A 22,941-nucleotide genomic window follows, 5' to 3' on the forward strand; every position below is an offset into this window, starting at 1 on the left:
TTGATATCGAAAACTATGTTTTAAGCCAGCCTCAGCTGGCTTCTTTATAATAATAAAATATATTCAGGGGTCATTGTGCTTGAATTTGTAAACACGCTAAACGGGATCATCTGGAGCCCGGCATTAATCTATCTATGCCTGGGTGCAGGATTGTTCTATTCCATTCTTACTCGCTTCGCTCAGGTTCGTCATTTTCGGGAAATGTGGCGTCTACTGCTTTCCGGTAAAAGCTCAGATAAAGGTATTTCTTCCTTTCAGGCACTTGCGGTTTCGCTTTCCGGCCGTGTAGGTACGGGTAACATCGCGGGTGTTGCTGCCGCAATTGGTTTTGGTGGCCCAGGTGCGGTGTTCTGGATGTGGGTTGTCGCCTTTTTCGGCGCGGCAACAGCTTATATCGAATCGACATTGGCGCAAATCTACAAAGAAGAAGATGAAGGTTTGTACCGTGGTGGCCCGGCGTATTACATAGAAAAAGCGCTAGGGCAGAAATGGTATGCCTGGCTGTTCGCAATCGCTACGATTCTAGCTACAGGTCTCCTACTTCCGACGGTTCAATCTAATGCCATTGGTGCAGCAGTAGAGCAAGCTGTTGGTGCTGGTAACATGGTTGAAACTGCGATGGGTACGTTTAGCGCGACTAAACTATTTACTGCCACAGCCGTTGTATTGATTCTTGGCTTTATCATTTTTGGTGGTGTTAAGCGTATTGCTCGATTTACCGAGCTTGTCGTTCCATTCATGGCTTTGGCTTATATCATCATAGCAATGGTGATTATTGCCTTAAATATTACTGAATTACCTGGCATTGTTTCATTAATCGTGACTGATGCCTTTACACCGATGGCTGGTGTAGGCGCGGCAATTGGTTGGGGTGTTAAACGTGGTGTTTATTCTAACGAAGCAGGTCAAGGTACTGGCCCTCATGCGGCTGCCGCTGCTGAAGTACAACACCCGGCTCAACAAGGTCTGGTTCAGGCGTTTTCTGTTTATGTCGATACTTTGTTTGTTTGCACAGCTACAGCATTCGTGATTTTGATCACGGGTCAATACAACGTTGTTGGTGAAGGCGCGGCAATGATCCAGCAGAATATTGCCAATGTTGATCCAAACAGCCCAATGTTCACCCAGTTAGCATTGGACTCTGTTTTTTCTGGGGCTGGTTCACCGTTTGTAGCAATCTCGCTGTTCTTCTTCGCATTTACCACCATTCTTGCTTACTACTTTATTGCGGAAAACAATGTGACTTACATTAACCGTCACTTCCATATTCCAGGTCTTACGTTTGTATTAAAAGTCATGATTATGGGCGCAACATTGTTTGGCTGTTTACGTGAAGCAGGTGTTGTCTGGACGCTTGGTGATATTGGCGTAGGTCTGATGGCCTGGTTGAATATCGTCGGTATTCTGATTATCTTCCTGGTTGGACGTCCTGCTATCAAAGCGCTTAAAGATTATGAACGTCAGCAAAAAGAGAAAGTTAAAGAGTATTCTTTCGACCCAGAAGCATTAGGCATCAAGAATGCCGAACTGTGGCAAGACAAGTTGAAAAAATAAATTTTTCAATCTTTAAAAAAAACACCCGCAACGGGTGTTTTTTTTTGTAGAATTACCATTCTTACCAGTGACCTTTATAAGAGTCACTCGGTATCTAATTATGAGGTACTTATGGCGTTAATTAATTGTCCGAACTGTTCTAAGAAGATTTCTTCACTTGCTAAGGAATGTGAACACTGTCATATCACTCTTGGTGATATGGATGAAGAGCAGCGCATTAACCTGCAACGAATGAAAAAAATAGAACAGTCACAAAAACTAATGAACCACTCTATGTTAGCCATGTTATTTTTCTGTGGTGGTATTGGCGCGCTGTTCTGGGGGGAACCAGAACCGGGTTCTGTTCAATACATGCTAGCTAGCGGCTCGGCGGCAATCGGTTTTTTCTGGTATTTGATTAACCGTGTACGAATTATTATTTTGAAACGTAAGTAACAATGAATTTGATTGATATCGTCGACAATATGTCGCAAGAAATGTACGAACGAATGAAGACGGCTGCGGAAACCGGTAAGTGGCCAGAAGGCACACCTGTCGATGAAGCCACCCGCCAGTCTGCTATCCAACTATCCATGGCCTATCAGGCACGTCATTTAGATAGCAAAGAAATGATGACGATTGGATCGGATGGCCAGATGATCCACAAAACCAAACGCGAACTTAAAGCGGAATTCAAGCAACAACAGGATTCTGAAAACTCACAAAAACAACAAGGCGATAATATCGCCCGATTTACTGACTTATGATTTTTAAAAAATGGCGTAAAGCCAAGTGGCAGCATCAGGATGCCAGCGTAAGACTTGCGGCGATTGATGAATTAGTGCAACAACAGGATCAGCAATACGTTCTTCTGCAACTGTTAAGAGAAGACCCAGAGCTAAGAGTGCAAAAGAAAGTGCTACTTGCTATCGAATCTCCCGAGCTTTTACTTTCTATCAAAGAACCTGAGTTCTCCCAGTCATTGGCGCTATTTGCGCAACAACGAATTGAAGCACAATTATTGTCTGATAATACTTATACTGAGCAACAAAAGCTCGAGTTCTATCAGCGCATTCGACCATTTAAAAACCAACAAAAATTCATACTTCAGTGGTTATCAAAGGATCAAAATGACGCGATAGCACTTGATTATGCCGATGTCCTTGATACTGACGTCGCTTTAGCGAATTTGTTTCAGCAAATAAATAGTGTTCAGGCAAAGTTAGTCATCGTTGATAAAGTTAACGACACCAAACTGTTAACTAAATTCTTGAAGAACGAACGGGAAACTGACGTTGGTGAAGCGATAACTGAAAAACTTACGGTTATTGAAGAGAGAAAAACCCTGCCGGCTAAAATAACCAAAAAGGCACAGTTAGTGCTATCAAAGTTATTGTCTTTAAAAGATGACTTTAATGCCTCGAGCGTACTTGAAAAGTATCAGATGCTCACACAAGAGTGGCACGCGGTTGTCAATTCTTTTAATGCATTGCCAGACAACGAAGGTCAAGCTCTTAGTCAAAAACTTAGTCAAAAATATGTTAGTGTTGAGCAACAACTGCATACGCATCTTGCAACTATGCAAGAAAAACATGCCCACCAGCAAATGCTTCAACAGCAAGAGTTACAAAAAGCGCAGAAAACCCAAAAGATAAAGGAGTTGCTGACTGAACTCCGGAAAAGACAACAGCAGGTTATTGGCGAGGATAGTGATACCGAGTCATTACAGACTGCAGTTCAAGAATTAAACCTTATGCTTGCAGAGGGTGACGTTGAGAAGTCTTTAGCGCAAATGATAAACGCTGAAGTCAGTAAAACTGAGAAATTGGTTCTGAATCTGGAAGAGATCAGAATTTATATCGTTGACGCTACTCGACTCATATTGGAGCTTGATAATAGTAAATTACCGCAACAGCAGTCGGAATTTGAAAGCGCTGAAGTGCAATATTCATCATGGTCAGAACGATGGCGTAAGTGTCAGCAGTTGCTAGGGGATTGGTTACCTGAATCCGTGGCAACCGCTGCACAGCAATTACAAAACGATTGGCAACAAGCGTTAAAACCATTTCGTAAATCTGCCAAAGAACAACAGGCTTGGTTTAACCAGAAGTTTAGCGAGCTAGAACGCTTGATTCGCTCGGGTAAATACCGTGCCGCAATGGCAGTTTATCGCAAGATTCAGCAAGCCAATCAAGGCTTGTCAGAAACTGCTCAAACTAAGATTAAAGAAGAGTTTCAGTCTGCAACGTTAAAAATTGACGAATTAAAATCGTTGGAATCTTTTGTTGTCGTTCCCCGAAAACAAGCCCTTATCGAACAATTGCAACAGCTTATTGATTCTCCATTGCCAGAAATTCCAAAGCAGGCTGAAAAGGTAAAACAGTATCGAAAACAGTGGCTCGTTCTGGGACGAGCCGAAGGGGATATGGAAGGCCAGTTTAATCAAAAGTTTAATAAACTTTGTGAACAGGCATTTGCGCCATGCCGGGAGTTTTATACGCAACAAGCTTCGTTGCGTGCGGACAATTTAAAGAAAAAGCAGCTTATTATTAAACAATTGCAGGACCTTAATAAAAAGGTTGAAAAAGCCGAAAGCATGCAATTAAACGAGCTAAGTAAACACTTGAATCAGCTATTAGTAAACTGGAAGGAAGCCGGGGACGTTGATCGAGACAAATATAAAGGGCTACAAAACCAGTTCAACCAGCAAGTAACTCCTCTGAAGAATACCATTCGTTTTATTCAGGACAGTAATGCCGAGGCGAAACGCGACTTAATTAAAAAAGCCGAGCAATACCTGGATACTCAGGACTTTAATAAGGCAACCGCTGAGCTTAAACAATTACAACAGCAATGGCGTAGCATTGGCTTCTCTGGTGGTAAAGAAGACAATCACTTATGGAAACAGTTCCGCTTGGTAAATGACCAGGTATTTGCGAGGCGAGATGAAGCCAAGCAGCAAAAACTTGATGAAAATAACCAGCGTCGTCAAGACTGGCTAACAGCCGTTAATGCTCTTAAAGAGCAATTGAAGAAAGCCTCAGGTAAAGAGGTTTCTCGCCTTGAAGAGCAGGTAAAGTCATTGTTACATGAGGTTAAGACGCTAGACCGAGACGATAAACCTTTGCTTAAGCTAATTAGCGAATTGGGCAAAAGCATTTCAAAAACCCGTGATAATCAGCGTCAATTAGCAAAGAAATCGCAATTTGAATCTGTATTTACGTTAATTGAGTCTTTGAGCGACCAAACCTTTACCCTTGACGAATTGCAGCAGGATGCACAGTTTTTAACGCTAAACAAAGGTCAGCAACGGGCGTTGTTGAAAGCAGCAAAATCAGATGGCCAATTGCAAAAACGACAGACATTAACCATAGAAATGGAAATCATCAGTCAAATCGATTCTCCTGCACAAGACGCAAACCTTCGTAAGCAGATTCAAGTCGCAATGTTAAAAGACAAATTGAACGGCGCTGACGTTGATATCAGTGACAAACTGCATCAATGGTTGGCTTGTGGACCCGTAGATAAGGATCAGATCCAGCTGTTAAATCGAGTCAAACCTATCTTCCTTTAAAACTAGGTTTGAGTTAATGGCGGAATAGGGGAGCTGTAATTAGCTCCCTTTTTTGTTAGCAGCCCACTGTCAACGATAGCTTTTGTCATTATTGTTGAATCTACCGATTTCTTTAATGTTGCACTCTAATCCCGCACTTGATACGGGATTTCCTTACGCATACTGGGATGACTTACAGAACGTACCAATTCAAATAGCTCCATGGACGAAGATTTTCTATTTATGACGGCGCAAATAAACGGTGTAACATATGACGCTCGCTGGCACAATCAGAGACATTCGGCTCTAGCCAAGATTCCCTGTAGTATCAGGGAATGACGCAAGGGGTTTGCTTATTACTCGAAGTGACGTTTTACGTCACGTTCTCGGAGTATCGTTTACGATACGTACTAAGGAAGTTTTAACTCCCGCCTTTGGCACTTCAGAGTCATTCGGCTCTAGCTAAGATTCCCTGTAGTATCAGGGAATGACAAAAGGCTTTTTGCTTTTTACTCGAAGCGACGTTTTTTTGTCGCGGGTACAGAATTTCGGTTCCAGACAAATTCTGCATACCAACGTCCATGTCGGTAACCCGGAACAATCTTTGATTGTGTACTCGAAGTGACGTTTTCCGTCACGTACCCGGAGTATCGTTTGCGATACGTACTCAGGGAGTTCCAACTCCCGTTCCTCGCACATCAGAGACATTCGGTCCTGGCCAAGATTCCCTGTAGTATCAGGGAATGACTCAAGGGGTTTGCTTATTACTCGAAGCGACGTTTTTTGTCGCGGGTACAGAATTTCGGTTCCAGACAAATTCTGCATACCAACGTCCATGTCGGTAACCCGGAATAATCTTTGATTGTGTACCCGAAGTGACGCTTCCCGTCACGTACCCGGAGTATCGCTCGCGATACGTACTAAGGGAGTTGTTCCAACTCCCTCTTTTAGAATTTCCAATTCCCGAAGCATTCACTTATAGTTAGATTACTGGCTAAATAATAACCATAACAGGATGTTTTAATGGGTAAATCAAGCTTAGTAGTACTGTTGTTGATGATCGGGTTCTTCGCTCATGCACAACAAGCGAGTGAACCGGCAACTGCTGTTTCCTCTTTAAATGAGTCCAACGAACTTATCGAAACTGTGGAAAATAAGTGTCCAGGCATCGAGACCGTCACGAGTCAGGACGATCCTGACCTTATCTATAATCGCGTAGTGCGTTGCGTTGACTTAGAAGAATTTGATCGCGCTGCGGAACTTATGTTTGTGGCTATGTCATTTGGTAAATTTGATTCTATGCGCGTATCCGGCAGAGTTAGACACCATGCAATTGCGAGGTCGAGAATCAAAGCGATGAACCGATTGGATGCTCTACAACTTGACTCACTGCATGAATCTTTGGTGTTAAAATTCCATGATCAAACCCAAAGACAACAGCTTTGTTCAACGATGCGAGAGATTGGCAGGCCTTCCTACCAACCTCGATATATGCTGGAATATGAGAATCCTTTAAGCAGCTTACAAAACCACCTTGACGTTCCATCTTCGGAAATTCCGGCGTTTGAACAGGAACTGGCCTGGGAAAGTGTATTTTTTAGTTTTGCACAATGCCCGGTATAGTGATTCTCCAGCAATTTCCCATTGAAATTTAAGGCAGCATACAGTAAGTTTGCCGCCCAAATTAACTAGCTCATCTCCGTTCGAAATATGATCCGCAATGCAACAATCGCCGACTCTCAGGTTATCGCTGATATCTACAATGGTTATATACGTGATACGTCAATTACCTTTGAAGAAACACTAGTCGATGCGCAGATTATAGGATCGAGAATTTCCAAGGTAGTAGATCAGCTGAATTTGCCTTGGATTGTTTATGAAGACGAAGGGCAAATTATTGGCTATGCGTATGCAAGCCAGTGGAAAGAGCGCTCCGCCTATCGATATTCTGTAGAAGTTACGGTTTATCTTGTGCCCGAGCAGCTCGGAAAGGGGATAGGTCGCAAATTATATGATGAATTATTCCTGCGCTTGAAGCAGTTAAACATTCATTGTGCTTTGGCGGTTATCACCTTACCTAACGAAGCGAGTGTTCGTCTTCACGAAAAGCTCGGAATGAAAAAAGTCGCTGTTTTTCCCGAAGTTGGCCTGAAGTTTGGGAAATGGCATGACGTAGGTTACTGGCACATTATTCTTTAACCTGATTTTGCACAAATATCGCACTTGTATATGTAAAGTTAACGAAACGTTGATTTTTCGTTTTCTTCGCAGATAACTCTGGCGCTTAAATTCAGCTGTGATAGGCTGTGCAGTCAGATTAACAATAATTTCGAACGCATTGCCAGGGCATGGTTAAACCATTTCAATTACTTACCATTTTTATAATGTCTCAACTTTTGTGGGCTTGTGCATCCACAGAAGCACCTGATCATTACAAAACTGAGCTAAAAGAAAGCGTTAGCTGGCAGGATGTGTCGGAAACATCTCCTACTTCTGTATCCGGTATTGATTTTCGTGATGGTCGATTGGTTGAAAATCGCTGGGTAATAGACCTGTTTCAAGTAATAGAACTTAAGCAAAAGCGTTATCAACAGCAGATTGAATATTTTGGTACTGACAAGCCTGTAACGCTCAATACCCTGATTAATAAAACCCAGTGCACCCTTGGCAATACCGAATGCTCTGCTGACACTGTGTCCTGGAAGGAAAAGCCTGGTAATAAAAAATTCATCGGATATAGCGATAAAATAAAACAAGTCGCTATTCCTTATCACAGTGAAATGGGGCAGCTAAGCGCGAAATTGCAGGTCAAACAAGGACAAACGGTCTTATCGATCCCTGTAAACTGGGATATTCGCAATGAGAAAATTTTTGTCGATCTAAAAACTGCTCTAGAACAATCGCCTGTTGCTCCTCAAAAGGCGATTCTCAAGATTGACTTTGCCAATGAACATCAAAATTACAGCCATAAAGTGGTTTTTGATGATTATATGTTTAAGTTAATGGAACTCTCTTTCGATATCTGGTCTAAACCTACAGTTGATATCGAAAAAAATCTGTTGCAACTCAAGCAATGCCTGCCAAACGGTGACATTGATTGTGCGATTGCGCAGATGAAAATAATAGAAGAGAGTGGTATGCGACTCCCCGCTACATTTTATTACCATATAGCATCAATGTATTTAATGACTGGCGATCAGGTTAGCGCCCGAAGTTACGCCAAAAAGTATCTGTTATCGGACGATGTATTACAGTATAAACATCAGGCGAGGGCGATGTTGTAATGCAATTCCCTGGTACTTTAATTAATCGTCTTGCTTTGTATTTGTATAGTGGTTCAACGACTCTATTCCTGACTCTGATCGCCATGCTGATGATTGCTATGGCAAACCCAGCATTAGCCTTTGTGAAGAAAACCCTAGCGCCAAAAGAACTTCGTTACGATGAGGCGTTCTGGCAAGGCAAAGATGAAGAATCAGGCTTTGAAGTGGGTTTAGAAATCAGTAGTAACCTAAGCCTTGGTATTATCAAAAACGATCCATTTTATCTTTGCTCCGGAACCTGGCGCCTGCAAACGGTCTCTATTCCCGAAATTGATGCCAGCCTGGCTGGCGTACCAACAGAGCTAAAAATCAGTGAACTACCAGCACAAGTGGTGGATAAGCTTGCTTTGCAACAAGCCGAAGTTCTATTGGCCCTTGATAAGCAGAACAACTATCGCCTGGATTGCCTGTTAGGGAAGTTTTCACCGTCAAACAATTCTTCGGTAAGCAACAATATGCCGGTTATTGCCGACTGGGAAAAATTTGTCATTAATGGTGTTGATGAGCAGTACGTTAATGCTACGTTAGCGAAAGACGTCGTCTATGGTTTTGTCGGTACTTTACGCAAAGATACTACGGCTAAAATTGCCCAGTATAAACCACAAATTATTGATTTAGATCTCGATTTGTCTGCTCTGAAAATCTGGCTCGCGGAACAGGCGCAACACAAGTTACTGCAATCTGGCTCCTATGAACTGCTTAACGCTAGTGACGCGAACCTTGCTTATGATAAAGAAACGGGATTTGATGATATCCAGTTTGATCTGTTTATTCGCAGTTTATATGAGCAAAAGCGAGTAAATGAAGGTACCGAAAAAATTGAACAACAATTCACTGTCGGGCCTCTGGAAAGTAAGCTTGAGAACAGGCAAGGTTATCTAAACCGAACCTGTGCCAGTTCAGCAAGTTTGCAGCAGGTAGTTGGTAGTTGGTTCAGCGGTACGTCGATGTTCAAGCTGGTCGAAAAATGCCATAACAAAGTACCTGATTATGGGTTTGTAAGAACCGAACATTGCGCTGTTCAAAACACTGACGTTTTAGCTTTTGATGATATATCTGAATCAGCTTATTGTAAGAACCCACTGATGCAGTTCGTTTCTTTAAAAGATGGTTCGGCGGTCAGTCAGGCAAGTTACCTAGATACATCAGGATTTTCTAATATAGGATTAGCTGCGGTACAAGGTGCTGATAATGAATGGCAGGTGATTACCAATGGATTTAATACCGTTAAGACATTGCCAGACATCACTGGCTTTAAAGGTGGTTTCCATAACGAACGGATTATATTCCGCAGTAGCAATGGTTTGTATGGGGCCATGGATACCAGTTTTAACATCGTAATACCTCCAAAATTTGAGGAGATTCAAAGCTTTTCTTCGAAAATTACCCGTGTGAAAATGCGCGATCGTTATGGTGTTATCGACCGCTCTGGTGAATGGGTTGTCCCGGCTAAGTTTAATCAGGCCGGTTTTGTAGAAAACGGTCATATTCTGGTTCGCGAGGACAAGCAATTACAATCTCCGTGGCTGCTAATCAACAGCCAGGGAATTTTAATCAAGCAAACCGATGATGCCGGCCAGACCCCACCATCAATGCAGGCCTTACTCAAATAATACCCTCCAGGTAGTAAATATCGTTTTCCCTTCGTCAATGATGACATTTATGTTGTTTTGCCTAGACTTAACCTAATGGAGAGATAGCTGTGTGTTGTTGTACGTTAAAGTACAAAACTATCAATGGGCTATACCAATCACACTAAGTTTGTGCACAACTCAGAGTTAGGGCCGAGGTTCAGTTGCAACATAGATTTTATTGATATAGTCATTCTATATTAATGAAATATAGGGCAGTAAATGGGCCTCTCACTAACTCCCTACGGGTGAGTTTTAAAGGCGTTTGGACTACGTTACTGATTTTGGCTCATTTTAAGAGCGGAATAACCATTCTCTGCAATCAAAGCCTTGTCTAAAAGCCTTTAAATTCTCACTGAGTGAGCAATAATTTAATGTGATTGGTATTAATTAAAAAGGTGATAATGTGCGTGTATCTGCAATTCTTTCGTCTCTGGCGCTACTCGTATTAGGTGGGTGTAGCAAAAGCCAAATAGATTATTACCAGCCAGCTTATGGTGCGTCTCAGACGTTTACTAATAGTTGCAGCGGTAAAGGGCCCGAGGATCATATCCGAATAAAGCTGGATGATAAGGTTTATGTAGAAGTCACTGCGTTTTATACCTTAAGCGAACAGGGCAATTTCACCGTTCAAATCGCATATTATGTACCCCAGGAAAGCACCCTTAAATTTGCTAACAAGGTGGTTAGATATTCTTCAGAGGACGGCCAGACTCAAAGCTTCCCATTCGATCAGGTTTTTCGGTTTATGGGAACGCAGCATGTAGAACGACAGACTGCCGACGGGCTTCTTCCGGGACGAACCATTCCAATAAAGGTCTTCCAAGAAATACGTGACGTTGATGTTGGTTACCGAGTCGATATAAAGCATCAGTTTGACCAAAACGCAGATCAGTTTACGATTCAGCTACCGGATGTTGAAGTCACAGGGCAACTTGTCCAGGTGGATCCGATTCAATTTCAGTTAACCCAGTTAAGTCGGGTGCTTCCCAACAATTGCCAACTGCCACAATATCAATAAAGTGTTGTTAAGAAAATTAACGGATGATTTTTGTCAGATATTGATTTAAGGTAGAAATTCATTATTTAAACATGATGAAGAACAGTTAGTTACGTGGCAGCTAAGTAGTTTAAATTGTCTGAACAACTGCTCGGTGTGCCTTGTGTCATGTTATCAATAACAACAATAAACCTTTGATGAAGCAATTACGTTATCCATTGTCCATCTTACTGCTAATCATTCACTTGCTCAGTGGAGTGAGTAGTGCATTTAGCGGTAATCAGAACCTGTTATTAACCGCAGATGGTAATGCGGTTATGATCATCTGTACGGGGCAAGGCGTAACTTACATTGATCTGGAACACTACTATCTTACCGGCGAACTTGAGTTTGTTGATGCAGATACTGAACAACAAACTGAGCAATATCACTGTCCGGTCTGTCTATCGTATTCGAATGTTGATGACGACACTGACGCTCTCCAATCTTTGTTTTTACCAGCTGTTGAATCGAACACAGCGGTTTTAACGTTACTCGACGCACATCGTCGAATAAATAAATTTCCCTCATATTTTAGTCGGGCGCCACCTTCCTTCACTTAAATTCAGACCAAATTTTTAAGTTTTATTAAGGAAGTAAGATGAAAATTAACAATAACGCACTGGCGGTTTGTGTTGTGTCTCTTTTCGCCAATGGCAGTGCGCACGCGAATATGGCAGAAATGATGGCTCCCCAGAGTAAAGCGCCAATCGCGGTGATGGGGGCGCATATGCATAAAAAGGGGAAGTGGATGGTTTCCTATCGATTCATGCATAAGGAAATGTCTGGCATGTTACAGGGTAGTGATAGTATCAGCCCGGAAGAAATCGCAACCCAGGTTGCCAATCCCTTTGCCAATCCCTTTGCCAATCCACCAATGTCTCCACCTACTGTACGTGTAGTTCCTGATGAGATGACCACGCAAATGCATATGGTCGGGTTAATGTACGCACCAACCAATAACCTTACCTTGATGGCAATGCTGAACTATCTGGATAAGTCGATGGATTTAATAACCTTTGCTGCAGGTATGGGGGACACTCGCCTCGGTGAATTTTCAACGGCAAGTAGCGGCCTGACAGACAGTAGCGTTGGCGGCATGTACCGTCTGTATGACAGCGACAACCATAAACTTCATGCCAATTTAAACTGGCTCATACCCATAGGTAGCATTGATGAAGAAGATGATGTGCTTACACCGATGAACATGCGCATGACAATGAGATTACCCTATGGCATGCAAATAGGCACGGGCAGTAATCAACTGCAATATGGATTGACGTACAACGGTAAAGCGCCTCGGATGAGTTGGGGAGCACAGGGGCTTTATAACAGCGTATTAGACGATAACGATGAAGGTTATCGCAATGGCGACATGTTTAGGGTGACAGCCTGGTACGCTTATCGTGTTTTAGATAAAGTAAGCACGTCTATCAGAGTTTCTTACCACCACCAGGAAAATATCGACGGTATGGATACAATGATTATGGCGCCTGTTACCACGGCAAATCCAAACAATTATGGCTTTGAACGTATTGATATCGGCCTGGGCGCTAATACTGTGCTTGGGCACGGCCATAGGTTCGCATTGGAATGGGAGATCCCATTAGATACCGACGTTAATGGTGTGCAAATGGAGATGGATTACATGGTTACTCTTGGCTACCAACATATGTTTTAGTCTTCTTAAGATCCGTTCGTGACGTTAACAATGGACATTTATTTTGCCGGCTTATTCATAAAATATTGGGTAACCCGGTTTTTTATGTTAAAAACTTTTTAATATTGAATTTATCTAGAAAAATAAAATGAAAATTGTTCGTATATTGCTCTTGAGTTTGTGTATTGGTTATTGTTACGCCAATTTGGTTATGGCCTTTGAATTACCGGTAGTTAAGCAGGTTGAACATTGGTTCGCAGGTCAAATGAATCAACAGGAAATTCCCTGGAACTTGTTTTTTGGTGTGATTGTCGCAGCATTGATCCCGTTTAGTTGCGCATTTTTATATGCTCGATCACAAAAATGGTTGGTTAGTGGCCTGAGCATATTATTCGCCATCCACTTTGTAGGAAATCGTCGTTCCGATCTCTGGGATCTGAATGGCCTATTCACGTTCTTCGAACCACTTGCGGCAAATTCTGTAAATTGGAGTACATTAGTGTATATGTTACTGATATTAATTTGGCCAGCAGCATATATTGCGTTACTTCAAAAAGCCGACAAAGCTGTTAACTAATCCAAAAATAGCGTGTTCTATTATGACTAATTTGCATGTAAGAGATGTTCAATGCATTGTGATTCTGACTTTGTTTATCATTACTCTGAGTAGCTGCAGTGCTCAACAAGTTTACAAAGGTGTACAGGCAAGCCATGTTAATCATTGTTATTTGTATCCTTATGAACAAGCTCAAGAATGTCTTGAGGATGTAAATATGCCTTATGATGAATACGAGCGTCGTCGTGAAGAAGTGTTGGAAGAAAATAAAAAGTAATTCTGAATGAGGTGTAGAGGAAGAATATGAACCTAAGTGATTTTACCGATAGCATCACCCTAATTATTTGTGCGGTACTTATCCTCTTGTACGCATCGGGGAAACTTTTTAATAAAGGCACCGAAGGCAAAGACACCAATACTGCGGTGCTGGTAATTGGCATTATTATGTTGATTGTCGGCATTATTGAAGGTGTCCGCAATTACCTGCAACAGGTGTGATCTGATTAATTTATTCACAACAAACCCGTCATTTAAGTATTTATTCTCGCATAGAGCGGGGAAAGCCATTAACATATAAGGCATTTAACGTTAGCAAGAAGTTAATTATGTCCTTTCCTCCCTGTCCACGATGTCAATCAGAATTCGTTTATCCTGATCAAGACCAACTTGTTTGTCCTGAATGCGGCCATGAATGGAATCCAAAAGAGTTAGCTGAAGAAGAAACCATCAAGGTTAAAGACGCGAATGGCAGCTTATTATCTGATGGTGATAAAGTTACGGTTGTCAAAGATCTGAAAATAAAAGGAAGTTCGCAAGTGATTAAGATTGGCACTAAGGCGCTAGTCAGACGGGTTTTGGATAAAAAGGATCATGAGCTGGACTGCAAGGTAGATGGCGTTGGTGAAATGATGGTTACCGCTAAGTTTGTGAAGAAAGCCTAGGGACAACGAATAATACCATGTTCCTGTTCAGGATAATCCTTATCTTAATAGCGATACAGTCCAATGCACTGGCAGAAAACCTGTATTTTACCGCTCAGGGAGAGCAGGGTGGTCAGCCGGTGATTTATCGCAGCATGCAAGATGTACCCGAGGGTGCACGGGAATCCGATTATCCAACATTGGTCAACATATATTGGGGATACGATAATAGCGAAAATAATGGTATGCCCGATAGCGAGACTAACGATAAGCAAATCGCTTTTGAAGATGCTATCTCATCGTTAGATAGCACGGGCATTTCTCACCTTATGCTAGTGATAACAGGTAATGGCCGGAAAGAATGGGTTTGGTATGTCAAAGACCCTGCAATATGGATGTCGAAATTCAACCAGCTGTTATCCTCACACCAGATTTACCCGATTGAAATTGAGATCCAAAAAGATCCTCAATGGTCTACGTACCATGATTTTATTACCGGTGTGAGCGGTCTTTAGCACTAAGTAGCCCGCTAATTATTCAACCAAAAGCGTCGAAAATTACAGGTAAGGCATTGGTTTTGGTGATTAATCTGTGCGAAATATCGTCACTTAGCGTATTCTGTAATAATTCTGAATACACAAAATGATATGTTATGGCCATTACCTTTAACCGCATCGTCATCACACTAAGTACCTTAATCGTATTTGTGATTAGTCCGGGGGTGTTGGCAAACGATGAGTACATTATCAAAAATGTTCAGGTCCTGTCGTTTACCCAACAAAAATTCCTGCCACCCATGGATGTAGCCGTAGCAAACGGTAAAATTGTTGCCATAGAGGATACGATTGAATCCAAAACTGCTTTGGTAATCGATGGCAGCCACAAATACCTCGTCCCCGGTTTTACCGAGATGCATGCCCATATTCCTCCCCAAAACGTGAAGGCAGCGGATGTAGAAGATCTACTGTTTCTTTACAGTGCCTACGGGATCACTACGGTACGGGGAATGTTGGGACACCCGTCTCATCTGATATTGCGCAAACAATTGCAGTCCAACCAGGCAAAAGGACCAAGGTTAATTACCTCAGGCCCATCATTTCACGGCAATAGTATTACTTCAGCAGAGCAGGCTAAAGAGGTCGTAAAGCAACAGTTTGAAATGGGCTACGACTTTATCAAAATTCATCCAGGATTAAGCGCAGAAGCATTCAATGCGATGGCGACACAGGCAAATGGCTATAGGTTGCCTTTTGCAGGTCATGTTACCGCAAGCGTGGGAGTAATAAAGTCGATAGAGGCGGGACAGGCGAGCATTGACCATATCGATGGTGTGTTGGAAGAGCTTGCCAAACGATCGGGGGCACAACCTCAAACAGATACCGGTTTTTTTGGTTCGGCTCTGGTAAATGCTATCGATGAAAAACAAATTGCACCATTAGCGCAGCAAATTGCGGCCTCTGGCGTTGCAATTGTCCCGACGGAAACATTGATGTATGGCTTTTTGTCCTGGCAAAGCGCCGATGCTTCAGCACAAAAAAATGTCGCTCAGCTAATGCCTCAGGATATTGTTGACGGTTGGAAAAGAAGCCGTCAAGCAATGCAGAACGCAGATTGGTACTCGCCTGAAAACGTACAGAAACTGCTAATGATCAGGCGCAAGTTTCTCAATGAATTCATAAATAACAATGGCGTTATGTTGCTTGGCTCTGATGCTCCTCAGGTATTCAATGTTCCAGGGGATTCTTTGCATGAAGAAATGCAACTGATGAAACAAGTGGGTTTAACCCCGTTGCAGGTTTTGTACTCGGCAAGTTTAGGCCCGGCAAAATACTTTGGCAAAGACAATGAATTTGGTCAGATTAGCAAAGGCTTTAGTGCTGATTTCGTATTATTAGAGAAAGATCCTTTAGCCGATATTGGTAACACTCGCGCCATTGCCGGCGTGATGACAAGAGGCCAATGGCTAGAGAGAAGCGTAATTGATGGCCGGCTACAGGAAATTAACAATAAAAATAAGGCAAACCAATGAAACAGCTACTAACTTATATTTTATTAATGTCGTATTCGGCATTCACACAAGCGGATACAAATAGTGAAGAATTAAGTTTGGTAAAACTGCACGATGATATTACCCGTGCGTATATGGTTGAAGGCGATGTCGAACCTTTAAACCAAAGTACCGAGGATGATTATTTTCTAATTGCTGGAATCGGATTGTTGGAAAGTAAACAACAAGTCCTACAAACCGTAAATAACCTGAATGTAACGGATGTCGTGTTTCATAATGACAACGTAATAATCAAAGGCGAAACAGCGATATTAACCGGCACTATCAGCCCAACGGGCACCATTATGGGCCATCCTTTACCTAAATCATTTCGGTATCTAAGTGTTTTTATCAGGGAACAGGGAAGCTGGAAGCTGCAGGCCCGGTCAATAACGCCGGTTCGTAAACCACCAGTGAAACGTTAATATATGCAATTGATCAAATATCTTTTTATTACATTAACCTTATCTATCGTCTTATTCGTAGCTTACGAAGGTGCGATGGTTTTTAAAGCGGTGCAAAAGACAAAGGATATTAAGCGGCATTACTTAAACAGCACACTCATTACCCTAAAATTTCAGGATCTTCCGGCTGAATGGATTAATATGCTGCTAATCGTTGAAGATCCTGGGTTCTTTGAACATCAGGGCGTAGACTTAGAAACACCCGGGCAGGGTTACACGACGATCAGTCAAGCCATTTGTAAATCCATGTATTTTGATAACTTTGAACCCGGTTTTGCCAAGATTGAGCAGTCATTAATTACGTACTTCGTGCTTGATAAGAACTTTTCTAAGGAAGAGCAGTTAAATATATTTCTGAATACCGCATATCTTGGACATGTTAATGGTAAACCGGTTTATGGTTTCGAACATGCTGCAAATGCCTACTTTGATAGCTCTTTCGCGGAGCTATCAGAACAGCAGTACCTGTCGCTCGTTGCTATGCTCGTAGCTCCTAATGGTTTTAACATTAAAACCAACCCAGAACAAAATGAACAACGAGTCAAACGCATTGAAAGGTTATTATCCGGGGAGTATGTTCCCCAGAGTCTAACGGACATCTATTATCAACAGGAGACTTAACCTGCTGATTTTCAGGACGTTAACTCGCCCCGTAAGTTTTCGGTAATTTTCAGGCGTAATTCTTCTACCGGTAAATTTTTACTTAACAAGTAATGCAATTTGGTAAGTGCCGCTTCCAAGGTCATATCAGCACCACTAATTACCCCACATTGATTTAATGCGTTACCCGTTGCATAGCCGCCCATATTAACCTTGCCTTTAATACACTGACTGCAATTTACTATCACAATGCCTTTTTCTTTAGCCTGAGAAAATTGTTTCAACAGGTCGGGATCCTGAGGGGCGTTGCCAACACCATAGCTAAGCAAAATTAACGCTTTAACCGGTTGCTGCAACACATTTTCAACCAGTTTTGCGGAGATCCCTGGATATAGATGGACGACACCTACTGGCTGTTCGGTTATTTTACTAACCGTTAGCGATGTTTCCCCGCTGTCACTGACTTTGCCGGCGATAACGTTGATGTTGATACCAGCCTCTAACAGTGGCGGCATATTGGGAGAATCGAATGCATCGAAACCGTCGGCATATGCTTTAAAGCTGCGATTACCGCGATAAAGGCGATTTGAAAAGAACAGACCTACTTCATTAATTGGGTAATTTGCAGCAATGTATAAAGCGTTTAACAGGTTTTCCTGACCATCAGAGCGCAATTCCGTTAATGGTATTTGTGAGCCGGTGACGATGACAGGTTTGCTCAGATCTTCAAACATAAATGACAGAGCAGAGCTGGTGTAGGCCATGGTGTCGGTACCATGCAAAACCACAAAACCATCATAGTCGGCATAATTGCGTTGTATATCATCGGCAATTCGTTGCCAATCCCCTGGGGTCATGTCGGAAGAGTCAATCAAGGGGTCATATTCGTTGATAGTAAACAAAGGCATCTCATCACGGTAAAACTCCGGCATTTTAGCGATAGATTCCGTCAAATGTTTCTTTACTGGAATATATCCACTGTCACTGGCCTTCATACCAATGGTACCGCCAGTATATGCGATATAAATGCGTTTTCGATTCATAGGTTGTTGTTTTGTTTGCATCATAAAAAAAAGCCCCGGATAACCGGGGCATAAGATAATTAATTAATTTCGCAAGTCAAACAAAATGAGTAAATTCCTTTTGGATCATTTAATTGGTTGACCCGTTCAAATTCCATCATCAGCTGACTAATCATATCCTGCAGAGTTTTATTGCCTTCAAAGCTATCTTCAGATGCCTCGGGTAAGAACGTCTGGGCATTATCCAACAGATTCTGTAAGAATAAATCTTTAGGAGATAACTCGCGCTCAATTAACTTAGTATCATACTGCTTTAAGCTGGCAAGTTTTGCAGCGGCATCAACGGCATCATCAAGGTCACCTAACTTATCAACCAAACCAAGCTCTTGTGCTTTTGCGCCGGTCCATACACGGCCCTGAGCTATCGCATCGACTTCGTCCGTGGTCATATCACGATTTTCAGCGACCAGGGTCAGGAAGTCTTTATATCCACGTTCAATACTGGTTTGAATAATAGCGCCGATTTGCGGGTTCAGTTCCTGAGTAGGTCCCATTCCAGCAAAATCTGTGGTGCCGATACCATCGGTATTTAGCCCCAATTCATCCATGGATTTCTCAAACGTCATGAACATACCGAAGATACCAATAGAGCCGGTAATGGTGTTTTCTGATGCCCAGATTTCATTGGCAGACGCAGAAATCCAATAACCACCTGATGCGGCATAGTTTGCCATTGATGCCACTACTGGCTTGCCTGCGGCTTTAAGAAGTTCAACTTCCTGACGAATCAGTTCGGAAGCAAAAGCACTTCCGCCCGGGCTGTCGACACGTAAAACAACCGCTTTAACCTGTTTATCCAAACGGGCTTTACGAAGCAGTTTAGCGGTGCTGTCTCCACCAATGTTTCCAGGCTTTTGATTGCCGTTTAAAATCGTGCCTTTAGCGACAACAATGGCGACTTTATCGGAAGTCGGATTTTCCACTGGGAAAGGGTTCTTAGTAGCGATTAGGTAATCTTTAAAGCTGATCTGGCTAAACGAAGCGTGGGCGTCACTCTTGCCTACTTTTTCAATCATATCTTTACGAATTTCTTCTCGGGTTCGCAATTCATCCACTAAACCGGCGCGCAGCGCGTATTCAGCGAAGCTGCCATCAGCCTGTTGAAGCTTGGCAAGTAGCTGTTCCGCTTTTTCATCAAAGTCCGTTGGATTCAATCCACGAAATTGTGCGATGTCTCTTTTATAATTAGCCCAAAGTTGATCTAACCATGCTTTGTTTGCTTCTTTCGCTTCATCGGACATATCATCACGGATGTACGGCTCCACCGCAGATTTATAGGTTCCGACTTTAAAAACGTGTTGGGTAATTTTGAGTTTATCTAATGCTTCTTTGAAGTAGACACGATAGCGCCCAAAGCCTTCCAGTACCATCATACCCTGAGGGTTCATCCATACTTTGTCAGCACTGGCGGCAAGGTAGTATTGGTTCTGGCTATAGTAGTCACCAAAAGCAACAACTTCTTTTCCTGACTCTTTAAAGTCTGTGATCGCAGCGCCAATCATTTGCAGGTGATGCAGACCCGCACGCATCAGATTTTGCGGATAGATAACCAAAGTCTGGATACGATCATCCGTTTTAGCGGTTTCGATTACGTTGATAATATCGGTGATCAGAATCTCAGGACGATCTTCTTCCTGCCCCATAGATTCAGCAAGTAACTTGTCCATTGGGTCGACATAGCGTTTTTGTTCAACAATATCACCCTTAAGGTTTAGCACCAGCGCTGCAGTTTCTGGAACTGATACTTTATCGGAGTCATCAAATACAGCTGAGAAGAAGATGATCACGAAAATAAAAAATACCAGATTCAGAAATATAATCCGGGAAGTGTTTATTATTTTCCAAAGGCTGGAAAATATCCTTTTTAAAATGCCAGGTTTGTCAGACATATATCCTCACGTCTTGTAGTTTACTCAAAGTTAATAATACAACGGCTTAAATTAAAATTCTGCACCCAACTCAGCCTATTTATGATTGGTTACAATTGAAATAATTTACAATTTTTTTATTTAAATGCGAAATCGACGCCAAGGCAGGAAATACCAATCGTCGCCAATGGCTAACCGAACGTAAATAATCACTTGATTTTATCTAATTAAACCACTTGTGAAAGGTTTTATGAACTAAAATGTTCTTATAACTCAATGATTAACGGAGAGTAGGGATAGCAGCATGGTTAAATTATACGAAACCTTGGTCAACTTTGTCCTTAAACTCGATTTTATTCCATCGGTTTTGATTCGTTTGTTTCTTGCGCCAGTCTTCATTATGGCTGGTTATAACAAGTTACAACTGAGTAATAGTGAACTATCTATCGGTGAACAGTTTATGGCAGATCCAAACGTGGTGGCCTGGTTTGGAAATTCCGAATGGGGACTGGGATTGCCTTTTCCTGAACTTCTGGCAAACCTTGCAGCCTGGACCGAATTTTTTGGAGGCTGGTTACTGATTGTAGGCCTTGCCGTAAGGCTGATATCAATACCTTTGATGGTCACTATGTTTGTTGCTGCAACTGCGGTGCATGTTGAAAATGGTTGGTTTGCGATAACACCAACCAATCCGGACACCAGTGCCGCGAAAGTTTTAGATTGGTTTGGTTTTGATGACGCCGAGGAAAGTCTGGAAAACAGTAAAGAAGCCGCTGTGCGGCTAGAGAGAATGAAATCTATTTTAGAAGAGAATGGAAATACTCAATGGTTATATGGCAAGGGCAATATCGCCATACTGAATAATGGTATTGAATTTGCGGCTACGTACTTTCTGATGTTACTGGCACTATTTTTTATTGGACCGGGCAGGTGGTTTAGTCTGGATTACTGGATATACGATCCTAAACCCGCAGCCGAACCTCAGAACAGGTAACAAAATTAGCTCGTAAAGTATGTAGTAACTCCAGCCTCTTTGAGGCACTTTCCAATCCCGGCTCTGCCGGGATTTTTTTTGCACAGGGACGTGCTTATCCTCTCGTACCATGGATGGTAGCAAGAGAGGGTTTGCACAGGGACGTGCTTAGTCGAGATATTGTCATCCATGATATCTCGACATTCAATACGTCCATGTATCTTTCCTCTCGTACCAGGGATGGTAGCAAGGGAGGGTTTGCACATGGATGGTAGCAAGAGAGGGTTTGCACATGTAAAAGCGCATATCGACTCTACAGAGAAGATACCAACGATCAAGCTATCAATTTATCTGGCACGCTCGCCGATATCGAGATAACCTAAGTTGCAATTCCGACTGGACCAAGTAACGACGATGCAATTGCCTATTTATATTATTAATGCTTTTACCGACAAGCCGTTTTCCGGTAACCCTGCCGCCGTGGTTCCACTTGATGAGTGGCTCGAAGAGACGCAAATGCAACAGATAGCCAGCCAGAACAATTTATCGGAAACTGCGTTCGTCAAACAAACAGGCCCTCAGGATTATCACATTCGTTGGTTTTCTCCTTTAACAGAAATCGATTTTTGCGGCCATGCAAGCCTTGCATCAGCGTTTATGTTGTTTAACTACCTCGGCGTAAACCAGGATGTTAGTTTTTACGCTGATGCGGTAGGAAAATTCATTGTCGCCCAAAAAGACAATGGGTTAATTGAGATGACGTTCGAGCAGCAAATAGCAAATGAAGTCATGAATGTTCCCCAGGCTTTGTTATGCGGTTTATCTGCAAAGCCTGAACGTGTATATCGTAATCGCCAGGCATATATCGCTGTGTTTGATTCAGAGTCCACGGTCAGAACATTAACCTATGATTGCCAATCATTAAAACGGTTAGCACCTTATGATGTCTGTGTAACTGCTCCCGGTGACCATGTAGATTTTGTTTCCCGATATTTTTGGCCTGCGAATGGGGGCGACGAAGATCCGGTAACCGGGTCGATTCATTCGGCATTGGCGCCATACTGGTCAAAACGATTGGGTAAAGAGCAGTTAGTCGCAAGACAGGTATCGGGCAGAGAAGGTCTGCTTTATTGCAACGTGATTGATGACAAAGTTAAGGTGGCAGGGCACGCAGCGCCATTTTTGCAGGGCACATTGACGCTGTGATAAAAATTTGCAGGATTTGTCCTTAAAGTTTTGACTGTTCGAGTAATAAGATCACGTCGCTCTCAAGTTTATCCATCATGTCGTCCATTTCTTTTTTGGACAAACTGGGTTTAACCTGATCTTGTTGCTTAAGTTTATTTTCTACATTTTTTGAAGACGCCAAATCCCCGGATACTAAAGCTTTAACTTCTCCATTAGGTAACATGACTAACTTAGAGGGCTTTAGATCATGCTCAGAGGCTGATAAAGCAACTGAACAATAGGTAACAAACAGAGCGGCTCCGATGAAAATTGATCTCATCATAATTCATACCTGCAAATAAGTTTCACAATCCTGTGGTTAACGGCGGGCATCCAAAAGCAAAAGCGAGGCGCTGATACTGCAATGCGAAATCTAACCAATAGGATAAGCATAGACGATAATAATTTGACTGCTGTAGTAATTAACCTTGTATTTTCAGGTTATCGCTACATGGGATTTATGCT

Annotated in this window: 24 protein-coding genes; 21 read left to right on the forward strand and 3 right to left on the reverse strand. The window is 42.4% G+C overall.

Annotated elements, in window-relative coordinates; translation table 11 throughout:
- Nucleotides 1-75: 75 nt before the first annotated feature.
- The 19 genes from FNC98_RS08020 (at nt 76) to FNC98_RS08110 (ending at nt 17,347) form a co-directional block, all read left to right on the forward strand.
- Nucleotides 76-1,554, forward strand: coding sequence for an alanine/glycine:cation symporter family protein (locus FNC98_RS08020; protein ID WP_143580743.1), 1,479 nt, complete (start codon nt 76-78; stop codon nt 1,552-1,554).
- A 111-nt stretch (nt 1,555-1,665) separates the two neighbouring features.
- A complete protein-coding gene (locus FNC98_RS08025; protein ID WP_143580744.1) occupies nt 1,666-1,989 on the forward strand; it encodes a hypothetical protein in 324 nt (107 codons plus the stop codon).
- A 2-nt stretch (nt 1,990-1,991) separates the two neighbouring features.
- Nucleotides 1,992-2,300, forward strand: a complete 309-nt coding sequence (locus tag FNC98_RS08030) for a YeaC family protein (protein WP_143580745.1) — start codon at nt 1,992-1,994, stop codon at nt 2,298-2,300.
- Nucleotides 2,297-5,107, forward strand: a complete 2,811-nt coding sequence (locus FNC98_RS08035; protein WP_143580746.1) for a DUF349 domain-containing protein — start codon at nt 2,297-2,299, stop codon at nt 5,105-5,107. The genes FNC98_RS08030 and FNC98_RS08035 overlap by 4 nt, the downstream gene beginning before the upstream one ends.
- A 1,002-nt stretch (nt 5,108-6,109) precedes the next feature.
- On the forward strand, nt 6,110-6,709 hold the full coding sequence (locus FNC98_RS08040) for a hypothetical protein (RefSeq protein ID WP_143580747.1): 600 nt from the start codon (nt 6,110-6,112) through the stop codon (nt 6,707-6,709).
- 87 nt (nt 6,710-6,796) lie between these two features.
- Entirely contained in the window at nt 6,797-7,285 is a 489-nt protein-coding gene (locus tag FNC98_RS08045) for a GNAT family N-acetyltransferase (protein ID WP_143580748.1), read from the forward strand.
- Between the two features lie 185 nt (nt 7,286-7,470).
- The gene (locus FNC98_RS08050; RefSeq protein WP_143580749.1) at nt 7,471-8,370 is read left to right on the forward strand and encodes a hypothetical protein; all 900 of its coding nucleotides are present in this window, start codon (nt 7,471-7,473) and stop codon (nt 8,368-8,370) included.
- Nucleotides 8,370-10,022: a WG repeat-containing protein gene (locus FNC98_RS08055; protein ID WP_143580750.1), complete on the forward strand. Its 1,653-nt coding sequence runs from the start codon at nt 8,370-8,372 to the stop codon at nt 10,020-10,022. Before FNC98_RS08050 ends, FNC98_RS08055 begins: the two co-directional genes overlap by 1 nt.
- A gap of 424 nt (nt 10,023-10,446) precedes the next feature.
- A complete protein-coding gene (locus FNC98_RS08060; RefSeq protein WP_143580751.1) occupies nt 10,447-11,061 on the forward strand; it encodes a hypothetical protein in 615 nt (204 codons plus the stop codon).
- Between the two features lie 176 nt (nt 11,062-11,237).
- Nucleotides 11,238-11,642: a DUF2946 family protein gene (locus FNC98_RS08065; protein WP_143580752.1), complete on the forward strand. Its 405-nt coding sequence runs from the start codon at nt 11,238-11,240 to the stop codon at nt 11,640-11,642.
- 38 nt (nt 11,643-11,680) lie between these two features.
- The gene (locus tag FNC98_RS08070; protein ID WP_221932932.1) at nt 11,681-12,760 is read left to right on the forward strand and encodes a transporter; all 1,080 of its coding nucleotides are present in this window, start codon (nt 11,681-11,683) and stop codon (nt 12,758-12,760) included.
- 127 nt (nt 12,761-12,887) lie between these two features.
- Nucleotides 12,888-13,316, forward strand: coding sequence for a hypothetical protein (locus tag FNC98_RS08075; protein ID WP_143580753.1), 429 nt, complete (start codon nt 12,888-12,890; stop codon nt 13,314-13,316).
- Nucleotides 13,317-13,374: 58 nt separating this feature from the next.
- Nucleotides 13,375-13,572, forward strand: coding sequence for a hypothetical protein (locus FNC98_RS08080; RefSeq protein ID WP_185968093.1), 198 nt, complete (start codon nt 13,375-13,377; stop codon nt 13,570-13,572).
- Between the two features lie 26 nt (nt 13,573-13,598).
- Complete coding sequence (locus FNC98_RS08085) at nt 13,599-13,793, forward strand: hypothetical protein (protein WP_143580755.1); 195 nt, start codon at nt 13,599-13,601, stop codon at nt 13,791-13,793.
- 107 nt (nt 13,794-13,900) lie between these two features.
- A complete protein-coding gene (locus FNC98_RS08090; RefSeq protein ID WP_143580756.1) occupies nt 13,901-14,236 on the forward strand; it encodes a zinc ribbon domain-containing protein YjdM in 336 nt (111 codons plus the stop codon).
- A gap of 17 nt (nt 14,237-14,253) precedes the next feature.
- Nucleotides 14,254-14,730: a DUF695 domain-containing protein gene (locus FNC98_RS08095; RefSeq protein WP_143580757.1), complete on the forward strand. Its 477-nt coding sequence runs from the start codon at nt 14,254-14,256 to the stop codon at nt 14,728-14,730.
- A gap of 137 nt (nt 14,731-14,867) precedes the next feature.
- Nucleotides 14,868-16,244, forward strand: a complete 1,377-nt coding sequence (locus FNC98_RS08100; protein WP_143580758.1) for an amidohydrolase family protein — start codon at nt 14,868-14,870, stop codon at nt 16,242-16,244.
- On the forward strand, nt 16,241-16,687 hold the full coding sequence (locus tag FNC98_RS08105; protein ID WP_143580759.1) for a nuclear transport factor 2 family protein: 447 nt from the start codon (nt 16,241-16,243) through the stop codon (nt 16,685-16,687). Before FNC98_RS08100 ends, FNC98_RS08105 begins: the two co-directional genes overlap by 4 nt.
- Before the next feature lie 3 nt (nt 16,688-16,690).
- Nucleotides 16,691-17,347, forward strand: a complete 657-nt coding sequence (locus tag FNC98_RS08110) for a biosynthetic peptidoglycan transglycosylase (protein WP_143580760.1) — start codon at nt 16,691-16,693, stop codon at nt 17,345-17,347.
- A gap of 11 nt (nt 17,348-17,358) precedes the next feature.
- On the opposite strand, the gene ansA is transcribed toward FNC98_RS08110, so the two are convergent.
- Nucleotides 17,359-18,369, reverse strand: coding sequence for an asparaginase (gene ansA, locus FNC98_RS08115; RefSeq protein WP_144035511.1), 1,011 nt, complete (start codon nt 18,367-18,369; stop codon nt 17,359-17,361).
- 59 nt (nt 18,370-18,428) lie between these two features.
- The gene (gene sppA / locus FNC98_RS08120; RefSeq protein ID WP_143580761.1) at nt 18,429-20,297 is read right to left on the reverse strand and encodes a signal peptide peptidase SppA; all 1,869 of its coding nucleotides are present in this window, start codon (nt 20,295-20,297) and stop codon (nt 18,429-18,431) included.
- A gap of 283 nt (nt 20,298-20,580) precedes the next feature.
- Between sppA and FNC98_RS08125 the strand changes: the two genes are divergently transcribed.
- Together FNC98_RS08125 and FNC98_RS08130 are read left to right on the forward strand one after the other, a co-directional pair.
- The gene (locus FNC98_RS08125) at nt 20,581-21,270 is read left to right on the forward strand and encodes a DoxX family protein (RefSeq protein ID WP_143580762.1); all 690 of its coding nucleotides are present in this window, start codon (nt 20,581-20,583) and stop codon (nt 21,268-21,270) included.
- 393 nt (nt 21,271-21,663) lie between these two features.
- Nucleotides 21,664-22,455 (forward strand): PhzF family phenazine biosynthesis protein, encoded by a 792-nt coding sequence (locus FNC98_RS08130; RefSeq protein ID WP_143580763.1) that lies wholly within the window; start codon nt 21,664-21,666, stop codon nt 22,453-22,455.
- Nucleotides 22,456-22,477: 22 nt separating this feature from the next.
- Here FNC98_RS08130 and FNC98_RS08135 read toward each other — a convergent pair whose 3' ends face one another.
- The gene (locus FNC98_RS08135) at nt 22,478-22,759 is read right to left on the reverse strand and encodes a hypothetical protein (RefSeq protein ID WP_143580764.1); all 282 of its coding nucleotides are present in this window, start codon (nt 22,757-22,759) and stop codon (nt 22,478-22,480) included.
- Nucleotides 22,760-22,941 lie beyond the last annotated feature (182 nt).

The organism is Thalassotalea sp. PS06, assembly GCF_007197775.1.
Lineage (GTDB): Bacteria > Pseudomonadota > Gammaproteobacteria > Enterobacterales > Alteromonadaceae > Thalassotalea_A.